The 16273-nt window shown below is 63.6% G+C and carries 16 protein-coding genes; all 16 read right to left on the bottom strand.

From position 1 onward, the window contains the following. Positions 1–17: 17 nt before the first annotated feature. Positions 18–1475, bottom strand: coding sequence for a conjugal transfer protein TraH (locus EIP75_RS14975; RefSeq protein ID WP_125244074.1), 1458 nt, complete (start codon positions 1473–1475; stop codon positions 18–20). Between the two features lie 9 nt (positions 1476–1484). Beyond that, positions 1485–2411 (bottom strand): conjugal transfer protein TraF, encoded by a 927-nt coding sequence (gene traF, locus EIP75_RS14970; protein WP_125244073.1) that lies wholly within the window; start codon positions 2409–2411, stop codon positions 1485–1487. Between the two features lie 10 nt (positions 2412–2421). Next, positions 2422–2724: a hypothetical protein gene (locus EIP75_RS14965; RefSeq protein ID WP_199758604.1), complete on the bottom strand. Its 303-nt coding sequence runs from the start codon at positions 2722–2724 to the stop codon at positions 2422–2424. Positions 2725–2846: 122 nt separating this feature from the next. After that, positions 2847–5171, bottom strand: a complete 2325-nt coding sequence (gene traN / locus EIP75_RS14960) for a type-F conjugative transfer system mating-pair stabilization protein TraN (RefSeq protein ID WP_125244072.1) — start codon at positions 5169–5171, stop codon at positions 2847–2849. An 8-nt stretch (positions 5172–5179) separates the two neighbouring features. Next, entirely contained in the window at positions 5180–5950 is a 771-nt protein-coding gene (trbC, locus tag EIP75_RS14955; protein WP_233584882.1) for a type-F conjugative transfer system pilin assembly protein TrbC, read from the bottom strand. Further along, positions 5937–6908, bottom strand: a complete 972-nt coding sequence (gene traU / locus EIP75_RS14950; protein ID WP_233584881.1) for a conjugal transfer pilus assembly protein TraU — start codon at positions 6906–6908, stop codon at positions 5937–5939. Before traU ends, trbC begins: the two co-directional genes overlap by 14 nt. A 77-nt stretch (positions 6909–6985) precedes the next feature. Beyond that, entirely contained in the window at positions 6986–7606 is a 621-nt protein-coding gene (gene traW / locus EIP75_RS14945) for a type-F conjugative transfer system protein TraW (protein WP_125244070.1), read from the bottom strand. Positions 7607–7632: 26 nt separating this feature from the next. After that, positions 7633–8127 (bottom strand): hypothetical protein, encoded by a 495-nt coding sequence (locus EIP75_RS14940; RefSeq protein WP_125244069.1) that lies wholly within the window; start codon positions 8125–8127, stop codon positions 7633–7635. A gap of 10 nt (positions 8128–8137) precedes the next feature. Continuing rightward, positions 8138–8743, bottom strand: a complete 606-nt coding sequence (gene traF / locus EIP75_RS14935) for a conjugative transfer signal peptidase TraF (RefSeq protein ID WP_109036386.1) — start codon at positions 8741–8743, stop codon at positions 8138–8140. After that, positions 8740–9111: a hypothetical protein gene (locus tag EIP75_RS14930; protein WP_035033915.1), complete on the bottom strand. Its 372-nt coding sequence runs from the start codon at positions 9109–9111 to the stop codon at positions 8740–8742. Before EIP75_RS14930 ends, traF (EIP75_RS14935) begins: the two co-directional genes overlap by 4 nt. Further along, positions 9108–11666, bottom strand: a complete 2559-nt coding sequence (gene traC / locus EIP75_RS14925) for a type IV secretion system protein TraC (RefSeq protein ID WP_125244068.1) — start codon at positions 11664–11666, stop codon at positions 9108–9110. The genes EIP75_RS14930 and traC overlap by 4 nt, the downstream gene beginning before the upstream one ends. Positions 11667–11744: 78 nt before the next feature. Further along, complete coding sequence (traV, locus tag EIP75_RS14920) at positions 11745–12431, bottom strand: type IV conjugative transfer system lipoprotein TraV (protein ID WP_125244067.1); 687 nt, start codon at positions 12429–12431, stop codon at positions 11745–11747. Continuing rightward, positions 12428–13225, bottom strand: a complete 798-nt coding sequence (locus EIP75_RS14915) for a DsbC family protein (RefSeq protein ID WP_233584880.1) — start codon at positions 13223–13225, stop codon at positions 12428–12430. The genes traV and EIP75_RS14915 overlap by 4 nt, the downstream gene beginning before the upstream one ends. A gap of 34 nt (positions 13226–13259) precedes the next feature. Next, on the bottom strand, positions 13260–14816 hold the full coding sequence (locus EIP75_RS14910) for a TraB/TrbI/VirB10 family type IV secretion system protein (protein ID WP_233584879.1): 1557 nt from the start codon (positions 14814–14816) through the stop codon (positions 13260–13262). Beyond that, positions 14813–15709, bottom strand: a complete 897-nt coding sequence (locus EIP75_RS14905) for a type-F conjugative transfer system secretin TraK (RefSeq protein WP_125244066.1) — start codon at positions 15707–15709, stop codon at positions 14813–14815. Before EIP75_RS14905 ends, EIP75_RS14910 begins: the two co-directional genes overlap by 4 nt. Further along, on the bottom strand, positions 15699–16262 hold the full coding sequence (gene traE, locus EIP75_RS14900; RefSeq protein WP_125244065.1) for a type IV conjugative transfer system protein TraE: 564 nt from the start codon (positions 16260–16262) through the stop codon (positions 15699–15701). The genes EIP75_RS14905 and traE overlap by 11 nt, the downstream gene beginning before the upstream one ends. Between the last annotated feature and the right edge of the window lie 11 nt (positions 16263–16273).

Raw genomic sequence — 16273 nt, 5'->3', positions numbered from 1 at the left:
CCTGTGCTCAGTGAAAGTCAACGAGCCATGTAAGCAGCCTGCTGCCCAAGCATGTCCATCACGTGCTGCGGCATGCTGGATCGCAATTGCCGCTCCAACTGTTCCAAGTGGCTGGAGACAGCCCGATAAGAACCGACCTTCTGATACAGGAGGTTTTTCTCTTGAGAGAGTTGCTGCAGCATGACCAGGGCGCGTTGACGAATCTGGACTGCCTGTTCGCGCTGTGTCTTTTGCAGTTGATAGTCCTTGTCGAGCGCGGCCAGGCCGACGCGCAGATTGCGCTCCAGGAACACATAGGCGTAGTCCGCTGCGATCACGTCGCGGTATTGGGCGATGAGGCTGTCTGCCAAGCCAGAACCTGGGATGGTCGCACCCACTGACAGCATTTTGTAGACCGGCTCGGTGGTCTGGTTGACGAAGCCGACCTCGGCCGAATTGTTGGGAATGGCGGTGCGGGTGGCGATCTTCTCTGCAATGGAGCGCATCAGTGTCTCGACTTTGGCGGTGAATGGCGTGTGCGTGTAGGTGGTGTTGAGGGTCACGGCATCACAGTTCACGTAGTCATTGCACTTGAGCAGGTGCTGGGTGACGTTCACACCGGCCCCGGCGCTCTGACCATAAAGCAATTGGCTGATCGAGGTGAGTGTGGCGGCGATGGGTTCCGGGTCGCGGGCGGCTTCTTCCGGGTGGTAGATGACGGTGCCCACCATGCTCATGATCAGTTCACGCTCCTGATCGTCCAGGGAGACGCCGGTGTACTTCAGGGCCTTCCAGGTCAGGTTGCCCACGAAGGGCGCCTTGTTGCGCACATTGGCATCGCCTGAGGTGCGAGCCGAAGCGAGGATGCTGGGCCGGTCGGAAGCGCAACGCCTGCGTGCAGCGTCACGGTCGCTTTCCATGCCCATCTCGATGGCGAGGTCTGCGCAGGTCTCCTGCGAGCTGTATCCCGTGGCCTCGGCCGCCGTGCTGACGATGGCTTTGGCCGTTTCGCAAGAGTTGATGCGTGCGTTGTTGATCCAGGTCTCCAGGCCCTTGGCCCACTTGCTCAAGCCACCCAGGAGTGGTGAGACGGCTTCCAGTGCCAGTTGAAAGGCGATGCCCGGCAGGGCTGCGGTGATGTTCTTGAGCATGTTCTTGAACTCGGTGGCCGAGATGTGAGAGAACGAACCGCCGAACACATCGATGCCGCCGCACCCCGCCTTGGCACTTGGGAACTGGATGGCGGCGAGCTGGTACACCTTGTTGGGGGAGCGCATGAACAGGCTGCCGCCGGTGTAGGTGTTCATGGTCTGGCCACGGAAGGCGCCCGGTGCGGTGTAGTTGCCGATGGCCCCCAGGTTGTTGAACATGCTGTTCACTTCGGCATTGAGGTCCCCGGCGCGCAGGGGCAGCGGCGATGCAATGAGCAAGGTGGCCATCAGGGTGGCGACCACTCGTTTCCAGAGCGGTGCCGTCGGCGTGTGTGTCTGGATCATGATCTGCTCTTATTGAAGAAGGACTTGCCTGTTCACGCTGGGCAACATGGCCTGGGCAGCCGGTGTGCTCACGGTGGTGATGCGCTCCAGCAATTCGGATTCAGACAGCACACCAAAGCCAATGGGTGTGATCTGCCCGGTGTAGGGCTGGGCCAGGAACACGGCTGGTACCTGGGTGACCTTCAGGGTGTTGGCGATGCCGTTGTCGGCCCGGGCATCTGCAAAGCCAGGCATGGGACCGCCATCCACGCTGATGGCCACCACCTTGATGCCGTGGCGCGCCTCGAAGGCCGTCAGCGTGGGGGCGAAGGCGTGGCAGTACGGGCAGTCACTGCGGAAGAAAAAGAACAGGACGTGGTCCTTGCCCAGTGAGGCGATCGATTGGGATCGGCTGAGCAACTGATCCCGGTCGAACACCTCCAGCGCCTTGGCGTTGACGGGGCGGCCGTACACGGTGGGGTCCAGCTCTGGTGTGGCCCAGGCGACGCGCTGGGCGACGTCGGCAAAGTAGGAAGCTCGGGCCACGACCTTGGCTTCCAGTTCCATGTAGCGGCGCACATTGGCCTCGGTCGGCCGCATGATCGCGATGTTGCGGTAGGACTCGACCGCCTTTTGCAGCCTCTCGAATTCGACCAGTTCTGGCGCTTTGGCCGGGCGAGTGGCCGGTATGGGGGGCGCAGCTGAAGTGAGCGGCGTGAGGGCGGGCGTCTTGGGTTGAGACGCAGGGTTGTCAGGTAGCTCGGGTTCGGGATCTTCGTAGAAGTGCCATCCTCGCCATGCATCGGACCAGTAAGGCGCGGCAATGGGCTCGTCCGGTTTTGACGAGGCTTGTGCCTGTGCCTCGGGTGCTGAGTTGATGCATGCGAAAGCGAGGAGGGCGACGCTGGCAAGGCGTCTGAAAAGACCTGAGCGAGAGGACGGAGATGGGCGAGGCATGTTGATCTCCTCATTGCAGCGACTTGGGCGGCATGCCATCGAGGCAGTAGTTGATCCCGAACTCGATGGATTGTTTGCGAGGGGCCTGGGCGCCAGGCAGCCAGACACCGTCTTGCCAGAAGGTCACCTTCAGGCGGCTGCAACCAGGCTGGCGGTAGCGCTTGTCGGTGGTGACGTCGATCGATATGGGGGTGTTGGCCTTGAAGCGCTGGCTGATGGCGTCGGCAGATTCGCCTGTCAGGGTGCCGTGTGCCTGTCCGTCTGGCGCTTGCAGTGCCATCACCATCAGCACCCTGGCGTCTTTGACGGGCATTCGATCGGCGGACGGTTCGGGCGATTTCTCAGGCGTTTGCGTTTGTGCTTGGCAAGTCAATGCAAATGCCATCGCCATCGCCGTGATGGCATTGACCTTGATCGGTGTCATGAGGTGCTGTGTCATTGGCAACGCCCCTGTCCGTAGTAGCAGTTGGGCACCTTTGCGCTGTTGCCGCTTTGGATGGCTCCCAGGTTCGGGTTGTTGGGCACGATGGAGGCGTAGAACTCGGTGAGGTCCATCGCCGCGAAGTCCAGGCTTTGCAACTGAGGGATGGTGAAGCCTGAGCAGTCGGGGTTCTGGCCGCTGCCCCAGCCCTTGCCAATCTGCATGCGCCCCTGCTCATTGACGATCCGGGCGAGCTTGCTGTTGAAGCAGCATTTGCCTGTGGTGTGCTCCAGGCAGGACACGCAGGCACCAAGAACGCGAAGACACGATGAGCACCACGAGCCCGTCGCGTGACACAGCCCCGCGCCTTCTCTCATGGCCAGCTTGCCCTCTTCTTCGTTGCACGACATCATCGACATGACGATGTAGATCACCACAGCGATGGCCAGCGACCAGGGATCGAACGCGACCACCATGCTGTCGCCTGCATAGAGCACCGACGATCCGGCGGGCAGAGCGGTGCCGTTGACGGCCACGGTGACGCCGTAGCTCGTGAAGGAGCCGCTGAAGCCACCGCTGGTGAGCAGTGCGGACATGCCCTGGTAGATGAACTCCCGGTTCTCGGAGTTCATCAGCACGTCGTAGACCAGGCGTGAGCCCACGCCGAAGGTGCTCTGGTTGCTCATCCCAGCCCCGGCGCTGTCCGAGTCGCAACAATCTTTGAACAGACGGTCTCGGCAGTGGTTGCCTTCGCCTTTGAACACCTGCATCAGTTTGGTGTCCAGGTACACACCGGCTTCTCGGGCGGCTTCCAGCATCGACATGGAGCGGGCAAAGTCCGCGTCGTTCGTGTAGCTCGTGTTGAAGCAACTGTCCCCCAGGCAAAGGACATTGGATGGGCAGTTGGTGGCTGTCGTGATCGTTTGAGCGGCGGATGGGCAGGTGTAGCTGTCCTGGTAGACCTCGCACATGCCTGTGGCAGGGTTGGTTTGCTTGCAGGTGCTGCTGCCCGGCGTGCAGCCTTGCCTCACCAAGGGCGCGCATTCGTCTTTGAGGGCACCGGATGTGCAAGACAGGGTGCGCTCGTAGGACCAGCAAGCGCGGGTGACGGCTCGGCCATCGATCTCCTTGGTGGCGGGGCCATCCACGCACCGGTCGGCGGTGGTGACGGTGCAGCGTCCGCCTGCTTCGAGTGAGGCGCTCTTGTCATCCCAGACATCGGTTTCGATGTGGTTCATGGTGGGCTGCTGGAAGGACAAGGGAATGCTCCAGCCAGAAGCGCCGACCAGGCTGGCCGCGCCCGCATCCTGAGCGCAGCGGGTCTCTGTGCGGCTGATCGCGACGGAGGGGCCGCTGTCACAGCCCACGCGGGGGCGGGGCATGGTGAGCGTGAAGCAGCGATCTGCCGGGCCCGCCGATTGGATGCGGCTGGACCAGTAGGCCTGCAACTGGTCGCCGCGCACGGTGCCGGTTGGGCAGGCATAGACCGGCGTGCCGAACTGGAAGTTGTAGTTGCACTGGCCAGATGAGCAGCCGGATCCAGGCATCATGACCACCTTGAAGGGGCGCCAGCAATGGCCACCCCAGTGTGGTGAGAGGTCGGTGACGAATGTAGGTTGGGTGGCTGGCGTGCTGGGCAATTCTAGGTTCTGCCACCCGATGCAGGCCCCATTGCCTCCAGCCGCATAGAAGCGAAATTGCTGCAACTGGTCGGTGCGGATGCGGCACTGGGCCTCGGCCACCATGTAGTCGGCACCATTGCGATTGGCCTGACCATGCGCAAACCAGTCGCCAGCGGTGCAACTGGGGACGAGTTCGACTTGCACCGTCAGATCCCGCCGGGTGGCGTAGTTGCCCACGCCGTTGTAGCGCTGGCACTGTTTGGTGACCGCGCCTGCTGGCGTGGTGATGTCGGCGGTGGCGCACCCGCTGTAATACGAGGAGAGACTGCCAAGGGCCAGTGACGGGTTGGCTGCGATATCGCGTGCACCCATGACAGCGGGGTCGTAAGGCGAAATGGCTGTGCGTGGCGTGTTGGCCGAGTTGAGCGCGCCGCGTTGGGCCTGGCACACCGGGTCATCGGGCGTGCCGGTGCAGGCGGTGAGGCGCGCGTTGGCCGGGCCTGACAGACTGGGTTGGCCGTAGTAGGCCGCCTCAGCGGGCGTGCGGGTGTATCCCGGCACATTGGCCGTTGCATTGGGGACGCTGATCGTGCCCCGAATCACCGGGTTGGCCGCTTGACCAGCGGCGGTGCCTTCTTCGTGTGGCCCAGCCAGGGCCATCGTCTGCGTCGTGACGAAGCACCAGAGGGTGAAGCAGGTGACGAATCGGCGCAGCATGACGATCCCTAACCCTTGAGCCGTTGGATGAAGGCGCTGGCGTCCTTACTGAAACGGGGGGTACGGTGCTGGATGTGTCCCAGGGCGTAGTCCAGGCTCACGTCTCCGGCCAGGCGGACATAGTCATTGGGAGGCGCACAACTGCCTCGGCCACCATCACCACAGGGCGTGCTGTCAGCGCCCTCACGCACCAGCACAAAACTGGGCACCTGTGTGATGGCGTAGCGCTCGAAGGCTTGCGGATCGATCTGGAAGGCCACCGACTGACCCGCCAACAATGCCTGTGTTCGGGCGACGGTGTCACGGAGGGAGCCATTGAACAGGCCTCTGATCAGCAGGGATGCCTTGGTACGTGCCGCTTGGCTGACAAGTCTCTTGAGGGTGGCCTCGGGCATCGACAGGCTGATGAACACCATCAGGATCGGGCCACCACTCAGAATGGTGCCGGGTGGCTGGGCGGCTTTCATCTGCAGGGCGTAGGCTTTGGACAGCGCTTCGAGGTCCACAGGCACTTTGACTTGAGGTTGTGGGAGTACGTCAATTCTTGGGCCTGCTGTGTTGGGCACACGTTCCAAGTCAGCGGCGCTGGGCACGCCGTGCGCTTTCTGCGCCCGCTCGATGTCGTTGTCCGTGATGGTGGGTTGCGCGCGCCTGGCCCGAGCCATGTCTTCTTCGGTGATGACCGGCGTGGGTTGGGCCCGTGCGCTCAGCGCAAGCAGCATGGACAGGCCAAGACCGAAGCCCCAGCGTGAAGGTTGATGGAAGTCAGAAGCCGACACAGCAGTTCCTTTTGCGAAACAACATGAAGGCGAAGTCTTCGCCGCGCACGGGGTATTCCTTGCCAGCCCCCCAGATCACCGTGCTGCGCCCGAAAGGCTGGCAGCACCTGCCTCCGTCCTTTTCGGTGTTGGGGATGGGGTAGGTGAGTTGTGTCTTGTAGGCCGTCTTGTCCATGACGGGCTCGAAGTAGGGGCCACACAGGCCGGGCGTGCCATGCCATCCCCAGGCGATCAACTCGCGGTGCATCTTGGCGGTCAGGCGCTGGGCCAGCAGAACGGCTGTGCGAACGCCGCCCAAGTGGTAGGGCACCTGGCCATCCAGTGGGTAAATGCCGCCCTGGCATCCGGCACACCAGAACAGTTCCTTGATGCCAAAGCCCAGTGAGGCGGCCACGCAATCGGCGGCGCAAGCGGCAATCGCGATGGGGTTGGCGAACAGCACCGCATCGGGGTTGAGGATCAGGGTCAACTCGTCGTCGTTCCACAGCGGATCGACCTCGGTGAGGTAGGCCAGATCGAAGCTGCCCTTTTCCAGGCAGGGGAAGTCGGTCACGACCTCCAGCCAATAGAGCATCGGGTTCACATAGAAATGGGCCTGGTAGAAGCTGCCGCCATCGCCGTCGCCTTCAGCGTGGGTGAAGCGTGCGGCCTCCGGGGCAGGCAGGCCTGGGTTCAGATCGATGCCGCCCAGTGAGGTCAGGCAGAACGGTTTGCGTACCACTTCGACATGGCGAGCCGGTTCCCAAAAGCCGATCGACAAACCGATGACCGGGTTCACGCCGCAACTGCACACAGGGCTGCCCGGGTTGGCAATGTCTTCCTGGCCGCCAAAGTTGGCGATGGGGATGCTGCCCAGGCTGATGGGCAGGATGCAGCTCCAGCAGATGTCTGTGACGGGGTTGGGGAACTTGCCGGTGCAGGTGGCAATGCCCGCCGCGTGGCTGTGCTGGTTGGTCATGGCCAGCCAGCAAATCAACAGGATCGCCGCAATGTGATCCCACGATGGGCGCAATCTGGCGTTTGGCGTGGTCCGGGTCATGGCGTCACCTCCAACTCATCCACGCGCAGTCGCTTGCCTTCCTGAGAGACCAGGGCGGGCACCTGTGCGATGCCCAGGCGCCGGGTCAGCACGCCTTGCTGGTCGTAGTAAACCGGCGTGCGCCAGGCTTTCATCAGGTCCAGATAGGATCCAGCGGTCAGGATCGCCTTGACCTGGCCCCGGTAGCGCTGGATCAACTCCCGTGCACGCCTCACCTGCCGTGCATCACGGGCGTCGAAGAACAGCAGGTGTCTGGACAGGGACACCACGTCCAGCGGGTTGTGGCGCGAGCCAGCGGCAAACATCAAGTGCCCCTGGGGATCCAGGATGTTGCGATCCAGGGTGAAGCTGGGATCGAAGTAGTAGGTGCGCGGTTGTTGTGTGGTGCGCAGCCCTGCCACAGGCTGTGGCTGGCGCACGGCCTGAATGCCGCGCTCACGGGCTTGCTCCTGCAGTCGAGCCAGTTCACCACTGGCTTGCTTTTCTCGCAGGCGTTGCGTGATGAAGTCCAGCAGGTTGGCTTCGCTGATCGGGTAGGTCGGACCGATGCTGCCCAGGTCCACGCCCCAAGCGCATGAGCCCACACCTGCGCATGCCATGCTCAGCAGGTAGGCCATCACCATCACATGTGGGCCCCTGGGTTTCATGGCTGACCCTGACCGTTGCAACGGATGCGTTGAGAGAGTTGGCTCAGCAGGGCGTCACGCTGCGCCAGTTGGCTGGGGTGGCTGGCGCTGACCATGCCCATGAGGACAGGGTCACCGCTGCCCTGGGCAATGGCCTTGCGCAGCTCCAGCGCGGTGAGGGGGCGTCCGCAGCGCTGCGCGAACGCACGCAAGTAGGCCTGGGCGCCGTCGCGGGCGGCAGGCGAGATTTGCGCCAGCAGTGCCAGGTAGTCCTCCAGTGGCACGTCGTCTGGCGTGGACGCAGGCGTACTGGTGCTTTGAGTGACTGGGCTGCTGTGGGCGCGACTTTCGGCCAGTTGTGGGGCCGGTTGCTTGATCGCAAGCTGGGCCTGAACGTGATCTGCAGATGCCAAGCCAGCGATCCAGATGCACAGGATCAAGCGAGGCGCAGAGTGGCGCACGTCATTGCGGCCATGGCGGTGTCGCTGGAGGTGGCTTGGCAAGGCTTGCATGTCATGCTCCTCAGAACAGGGGCCGCACGAGCCCGATGACCTGCTCGGCGCGAACCAGACCGCTGCTGCGGTAGCGCGAATCAAAGCTGTCGGGGCTGCTGCCCTGGACGTAGTAGCTGCCCGGTGGGATCACCGTGGGCTGAATGGGATCGAGCCCACGGTGGTCGAAGGTCTGAGCCTTGGCATGCCCCACCGACTCGCCGTTGATCAACACCATGCGGTCTTGGACGGTGATGGTGTCACCGGGCAGGCCCCTGACCATCTTGAAGAAGGGCTGACCGCGCAGGCCCGGGTAGTGCTGCTGTGCATCGCCAGCGAAGGCGAACAGGATGTAGTCACCACGGTGCAAGGCGGGCGGAACAGTCTGTTTCCAGCTCACGCGATAGGCGACACGGTAGGGCAGGCTGGGCGTCCAGTTGAAGACAATGGGCAGGCGTGGGGTGGGATCCAGGAACAACCGGACGTAGGCCAGCGCCCAGATGGCGAACACCGGAAGGTAGAGATACCAGCGGCGACGCATGTGGGCCAGTTGGTCGCAAAAGGATTGCCGGGCTTGGCGATAGCTGCGCACATGCCAGGGCACGGGCGGCGGGATGCGGACGATCTGCAAGGTCATGGCATCCCCACTTTCTGGCGCAACTGAGCGGTCAAGTCCACGGTGTGCGGTGTGGGCCCGGCCACAGCGCCTTTGAGTACCACCAGGCATGCGCAGTCGCGGGGCAATTCCTCCAGCGCAATGGGCAGGCGTTGGGCGAAGGTGCGCGCCATCAGCATGGCGTTTTGCCGATCGTCTTCCGAGCCGGCCTTGGTGAGCAGTTGCGTGAACTCGGCTTCCTTTTGCCGGTACACCTCGGCCACATCGACCATGCCGATGCGCAGCGCTGGGCGCACCACAGTGCGGTCATAGAGCAGCAAGGCGGCAGCGACCACGATCAGGGTGAGCAGCGACTGCACCAGGGCAGGGATGAGGCTGATCGCTTTCATACGGTGTGCCCCCGGCGCCGCAGCAGTTCGGTGATGGCTGCATCGATGCTCAGACCTTGCGCGCGCAGCTCGTCGATGGGCGCGTTGTCCTCCAGCTTGTTGGAAAACAGCAGGTGCGTGGCCGGATCCAGGATGTTGCGCGCCACCCCTTCGCCCACCGGGGAGGAGATGTACAGCTCGGAGTACACGCCCGCCTCGGTCCTGAGCGAGTTCAACAAGCGCTTCTTGGGCTCGTCCATGGTCAGCCTGCCCTTGCGGTCCAGCATCTCGATGGATTCGGGCTTCTGGCGCAGCAGGAACACCCAGTCCGAACAGTTGAACGCGGCTTCCATCTGGGCCGAGCCATAGAAGTCGTCGGCGCTCTGGGTTGCCGTGCCCAAGGCTCCGCCGTATTTGCGGGCGCGCCGGGCCGCTTCCTCGATCACGGCGGCCTTGACGGGGTCATCGGCCCCGATATCGCCGAGCTGCTGCTTGAGCTCGTCAATGAACAGCACCTTGCGCCGGTTGCGGCTGAGGTACATCTCGCCGGTGATCTGGTGCAGCAACAGGATGTTGACAACGGCGTGCAGGTCGGGGCGACGCTTGAGTTCCTCGTTTTCGATGACGATGAAATCGTTGCTGAAATCGACGTTGCTGGGCCCCTCGAAGAAGCGCTCGTACTGGCCGCCTCGGGTGTAGGGGTTGAGCATCACGGCCAGGTCCTTGATGCGCTGGTCGTTAACCAGGCCCAGGGCTTCGATGTTGCCGGTCTTGAAGGCCTCGCGCAGGGCCGTGATGGTCAGGTCGTTGCCGTGCTCGGCGAAGAGCTTGAGCACCATGGCCGATATGGCCTTGTACTGGACCTCTTCCAGCGTGTGCTGCATGGAGCACATCTTGGAGATGGCCGGCACCAGCATGTCGATGTCTTCGTGGATGTCAACGATGTTGGTGAAGGGGTTCAGGCAAATGTCCACATCGGGGCGGAACTCGATGTAGGTGCCCTTGGCCTTGCGGCACAGCTTCTCGAAAGAGCGGCCCAGGTCCAGCATCCAGACCTTGGCGTCGATGGCCCGGTAGGACCAGGCCATCTCGTTCATCAGCACCGACTTGCCCGAACCCGGTGCGCCGATGATGGCGAAGTTGTAGTTGCCCAGGTCATTGTCGAAGATGTCCAGGGTCATCAACTGCCCACGGCGCCCGCCGAAGACCAGGGCGGGGGTGCGTGTGCCGCGCCACTCCGCGATCAGGGGCGCCAGGTGGATCGCGTTGGCCATGGTCTTGCGCGAGACGCGGCGCATCTTGGCCAGATCGCCATGAAAGCGTGGCGTGAGGGTCATGGGCAGGCTGGCCAGCAGCGCCTGGCGGTGCATGTACACGTCGGCATTGAGCTGAAAGCCCCGGCCACGCCAGATGGCGTTGGCCGCTTCGTGGGCCGCCACCGCCTTGCGCGGTGGCGAGAAGATGGCCAACTGGTGGTACAGGCTGACCAGGCTGCCACCGGTGTCGATGGCCTGCGCGGCGGCCGTCCAGTCCTGCAGCTTCTTGCCCACGTCCGGCATCACGTCGGCCATCTTGCTTTTGGCGTTCTGCGTGGCGCGCACATGGTTGGCGGTGACCGTGGCCTTGGTGGCATTGGGGTCGAGCACATGCACGCCCATGGTCAGCAAGAAGGGCGCGCTGTACTGCAGGGCGGGTTGCATCAGGTCGCCGATCAGCGAGCCCATTTGCCAAAGGGCGAAGCGCTCAGGGAAGGACTTGATGGAGTAAAAGCGCGCCTCCAGTTCGTCCGATCCGGTCTCCTTCCACAGGCGCAGGCCGCTGGGGGTGGGATCCTGGATGGTGTCGAAGTCGATGATCTGGTCGCGCAGTTCGCGCCCGTCGTCGTAGTGCAGGTCTGGCGCGTCGGTCTGCGAGATGCGGTCAGGGTTGGTGAACAGTGCGCACCAGTTGATCAGGTCAGCGGCATCGCAGACGCGGTTGGGCAGGGAGGCCGAACGCAGCGTGGAGGCCATGGACTCGCGCTGGGCCATCACCTCTTCGCGCCTGGTCATGTCCTGAGCGTCACCTGGCAGGGTGACGCTGAGCATCAGGCGGAAGTCCCGGATCGTGTAGTGAAAGCCAGAGGTCAGCGAGGATTGCGCGCCGCGCAGCAGGTGGCCTACGCGTTGGCGGGCCAGGGTGTGGAAGAGGTTGTCGTTGCGGGCAGGTCGCCCCCAATGCTTGGCCTTATCAGCCTGGTCCTCGTCTTCGACTCGCAAGTTGGCATAGCGGCGCAACTGACCGCGCACGTGAGGTGAGGCGAACAGGTGGAACTGGATGCCCGCACCCGTCGGGCAGTTTGCGTACAGCGAGATCAGCACCTCGGCCATGCGTTCATCCGCGCCCGACTGCGGCATGACCTCCAGCATGAAGCCCAGGCCATCTCGGTTGACGAAGATTTTTTCATCGGCGAGGTAGGCGGAGTAGGGCAGCCACGCTGCGAATTGCTCTGCCGGTGTGTCAGGCGGTGCGCCAAGGCCCATGGCTTCGAACAGGCCTTGGCGTGCGGGCCTGCGCACGGTGCGAGCCGCGTCCATGGAGGCACTGGCTGCTGAAGTGACAGTTGAAGTGGCTGTGGCTGAGGGGGTAGGCATGGCGCAACCTTTGAGGGTGTTTCAGTTGCTGGGGGCAAGGCCGTCGGTGGGCGGCAGCAAGGGGCCGATGTCAGGGCTTTCCGAGTTGTCCGGGGTGTATGGAGACGGGCGCTGCTGGTCTGCGGGCCGCACGGGCGAGGTGCTCTGTTCTGGCGTGGCGGGTTTGACGGGGGCTCCGATCGGAGGTCGTATGGGCGCATAGGCGTCACGGATCTGGCGCTGTGCGTGGTCGATCAGCCACTGACCCGCATCGATCTGGACGTAGACATAGCCCTGGTCGTAGAGGTCTCGGTCTGCGTCTTCCCAGGGCTTGAACCACAGCCTCAGGATCCGGGCCGATGAGCGCAGGGGCAGCGCCAGGCTGGGAGACTGCGCCACGGGCGGGACAGTGGCTTTGGCGGACGCCCGCGCTGGTGCAAGGCGAGGCTGTGGCGACCCGGGTGCAGGATTGGTACCTGGCTCGCCATTGGATTTGGCGGCCATGCGGCGCTTGGCCACCTGGGCGGGCAGGTTGTCCTGAACGGCGTTGGCATAGGTGCCCGACACCGAGGTGCAAGTCACCCCGTCCGGGGCTTTGCATGCGTAATCGGAGCTGCCGCCCAGGCCGGAGAGGTTCATGCAGCCCGACAAGCTCAGCAGCAAGCATCCCAGAAGCCAGATCGGGCGCACGGGGTGGGCGCGGGTAGCGAGGTGACCGTGGGCGTTCATGGTTGAATCTCCGAGGTGGCCGGTTTCAGGCGAGCCTGGATCACCTGGTGATCGACGTAGCCTTCGGTGCGGCTGCCATCTGCCCAGATCAGGGTGGGCGTGGCTTGAACACCAAGGCGCTGCGCCAAAGCCAGGTTGCGAGCCACGGGGTGATCGCATCGCCCTGGGGCATTGATCGCGGTGGCATCGCCCTGCACCATGTAGCGCTGCCAGGCTTGAGCCCGGTCCGGGGCGCACCAGAGTGCGATGGGCTTTACCTCACCCTGAAAGGGCAGCATGAAGGTGTAGACCGTGACGTTGTCGATCCGGGCTAGCTCCGGCTCCAGTTGCTTGCAGTAGCCGCAGCCGGGGTCGCTGAACACGGCGATCTGCCGCTGACCGTTGCCCCGCACGGTCTTGATGGCGTCTGCCAGTGGCAGTTGGTCAAAGGCAATAGGGGCTGATGTTGGTGCGGATGTCCGTGCTGATGTTGTTGCGGCAGGCGTAGCGGGTGCCATCGCGCCCTGCCTGGCCGCCAGGGCCATTCGAGGTCCGGTGATGTCGGTCATGGTCTGTGTGTCAAAGACATGGCCGAACACGAAGTAGCGCGGCTGGCGGGCCGACACATAGGCCACGTTTCCGTTCATCCAGACTTCGTACAGCCCGCCAATGGGTGAAGGCAGCACCTGGGTGAAGCGCGTGCTGGGGTTGGCCTTCCTGAGTGTGGCCAGGAGGCGGGCCTCTTGCGATGGCGGGGCGCCTGCCCAGGCGATGCCATTGACCAGCATCGTGAACAGAGCCCAGATCTGCGTCACGGCCTGGAGCCTGCCTCGCAGAGGCGGGCGCATGTCAGTAGTTGTCATCATTGGCGGCTTTCAGGTAGCGGTCTTCGGGTGCGGGCTCAGCCGAGCGCGCCAGCGTGCTGGAGGGGGTGCCGCCGGTACTGGTGTAGGCGTTGGCCGACATGGGCACGTCGATGCGCACGCCCTTGGTGATCACCACATCGACTTCGCGGCTGGCATCGATTTCAATCACCGGAAACGTGTTCTCGGCGAGCTTGATGTAGTACTGGGCCAGGCGGTCCAGGGCCTTGCCGACACCGGTGCCGATGCCTGCGCGGTAGGCGTCACTGCCGCTGCCACCGTTGCTGGCGATCGTGCCCAGGGCAGAGGTGCTGTAGGTGGTCGATGAAGTCGCCAGGCCCTGGCCGATGCCACTGACCACGCCTGCCAGCAGTGCATTGGCCAGCATCTGGCCTTGTTTGGTGACCAGTCGCCCGCGCATGCCCACCTTGCCGTCTTCGCCATAGACGCTGCCCTGGATCTTGACTTCCAGCGTGGCGCCGTCCGGGCGGACACAGGACAGGTTCTCGGTGCGCAGATAGGCTCGCTCCGAGCTGATGTCGCCGTAGCCTGCGGCGATCACGAAGCAATCGCGGTATTCCCCCCGAAAACGGTTGGGCAGGACGGAGTTGTCCGAGAGCCGGATCAGGACAGGATGCGGGTTGGACTGAGCCTGCCCGCCCGTGGGTGCATCCAGGCCACCAAGCAGGGTGCCGCGCGTGAAGCTGACGGGCAGGAAGGTTGAGACGGTTCGGGTGTCAGCCGTTGACGGTGATCCGGGTGTGGCATTGTTTGTGGTGCTTGCCGTGGCGCCTGTTGCAGTGGCCTTGGCCGTTTCCCGGTCCACCAGAGAAACGCGGGTCAACACCGGGGCATCGAGCGGCCTGTCCTGCGGTGCTACGCCTGGATCACCGAGGGGCATGGCGCCTGCGGGCGATGTGCCGGGCGATGTTCCGAAGGAAGGCAGCGGTGGAGGAATGTTGACGCTCTGCCCCGGAAGCTTTGCCGGGGGCGGCGCGGTGGACGCCGGAGGTGGTGGAAGGGGCAGGCTGGATGCCGGTGGCATCGCTGGAGTAGCGGGCGTGTTCGATACCGCTGCGGAGTTGGGTGCCGAGGGCATGCTGGCGGCCTGGCTGGCCGAGGTGAGCTTTTGTTCCAGTTCGGCAAAGCGCTGCATGGTGCGGGCCTCGAACGCCTGCCTGTCCTTGTTGAGCCGGGTCTGCTCATCGCGCTCGTTCTCGTACTGCGCCAGCTTGCGGCCTGCGTTGCCCACCCATTGGTCTACCGGGTTGACCTGTTGTCCCGGCGGCATCACCCCGATGTTGGTAACCGTGGCAGGCTGCGCGTTGCCGTTGTTCTTGGCGTCTGTGGTGGGCGAGCGAGTGTCGGTGAGGGTAAAGATCAGCCACAGCAAGCCGACACCACATACCAGGATGGCTGCCAGGGTGACGTACTGGCGCTGCCGTGGAGACAGCCTTTGAAGGGCACTACCCATGGCTCCCTTGATGCGGTCTGGCAACCCGGTGACGCGGCCGTTGGCCGCTTGGTCGAAAGGCGTGTTCATCGCATGGCCTCCTGCCGGATCACGAACACATTCGTGGTCTCTCCCGGTTGCAGGTTGTGGTTCTCGATGGACACGCCCATGACCTGGGCGCCTTCGCGGTCGAATTCCTGCTCGGCCAGCACCATCAACGTTGGGCTGATGTTTTGCAGCAGGTATTTCTCGCCGACCAGGCCGCGCCCTTCATAGCGGCGCATCAGGGACAGCCTCGCTTCGAGCCACAGGGGGACGATGCGGTTGACCTCCTCGACCCGCATGTCGGGAGGCACCCGGTCAGAGGCCATGGCCACCAGCAAGGCCTTCATGGCTCGGATGTGGTTGGCCGAAGTGCCCAATGACACGCCCGAGGGACTTGGGTTCGCGTTGTCCTGCTTCAGCAGCCTGGCACTGGGATCCCGAATGACGATGGTGTCTGCGGGGGTGTCCGAGCGATGCAGCAGCAGCGTGTAGGTCGCCTGGGCGCTGGAGACGAACAGGTTGATGGGCTTGCTGGACTTGCCCACGGGGCGGATGTAGACCTCGCCCTTGTCCTTGTCGCATTCGAGGACCAATTCACCCGTGGGGTTGATGGCCGGACTGTTCTGGCTGTTGGTGCCAGGGATAGGGGCGCCATTGGCCAGGGAACTCGTCGAGGCGGCTGCTGCTGTAGCGTTGGCACAGTTGCTCGAATAGATGTTGCCGAACACATCGGTGATGGGCGCGCCATCGATGCGGATGCGTGTGGGCTCCTTGATCGACACCATGGCCTCAACGGAGACACCGTCGCGGGCTTCGACCAACTGGAGCGCGCTAACGGGGCTTGGTGCCGTTGCCATCCCAACGGCTGTCGCCATGGCCAGCAGCAGGCTTGCCGGCGCCGTGGAGGGCTGCGGGCGTGGCTTGAGATCAGCTCGCATTGGGAACCTCCTTGAAGGTTTTGAGGTGCATGCGTGCCCCGTTGAAACTGAACTCGATCAGGTAGGCCTTGAGGTCGTTGGCGGTTTCAAAGCCATTGACCAGGGTGCGCAGTCGGCCACGCACCACGACGCTTTGCTTGTCCTCGCTGGGCACCAACTGCTGCGGCATGAACATCGTGCTGGCGTTGATGCGCTTGAGCCTTTCGGCCTCGACCTCTTGCCTGGTCTTGAGTGCGCCGTACTGGTCCGGCTCCACATAGCCGAGCAGGATGTTTTTCTTCCAGTCGATCGATGAAGGTGTGACGTCCAGCACCAGCCAGGCCATGAAGCCACCCATCTGCTCTAGGTATTCGCCACTGGCCTTGTCTCGGCTGACCCAGAAGGTCTTGTCGATCATGGGTGGCACGACCACCGTGCGCACCGTGCCGATCAGGTTGAGGATGACGAGGAGCGCCACAACATGCCCCGAAGCCAGGACGCCCACCGCGAGCCCCAGGCTGCGGTTGCGGCGACGCATCTCCTTGATGTCGCTGTTGAGTCGATCGAAGTCCATGGCGTGCTCCA

The organism is Aquabacterium soli (genome assembly GCF_003933735.1).
Classification (GTDB): Bacteria; Pseudomonadota; Gammaproteobacteria; order Burkholderiales; family Burkholderiaceae_C; genus Aquabacterium; species Aquabacterium soli.
This window is presented reverse-complemented; position numbering and strand designations above follow the sequence as displayed.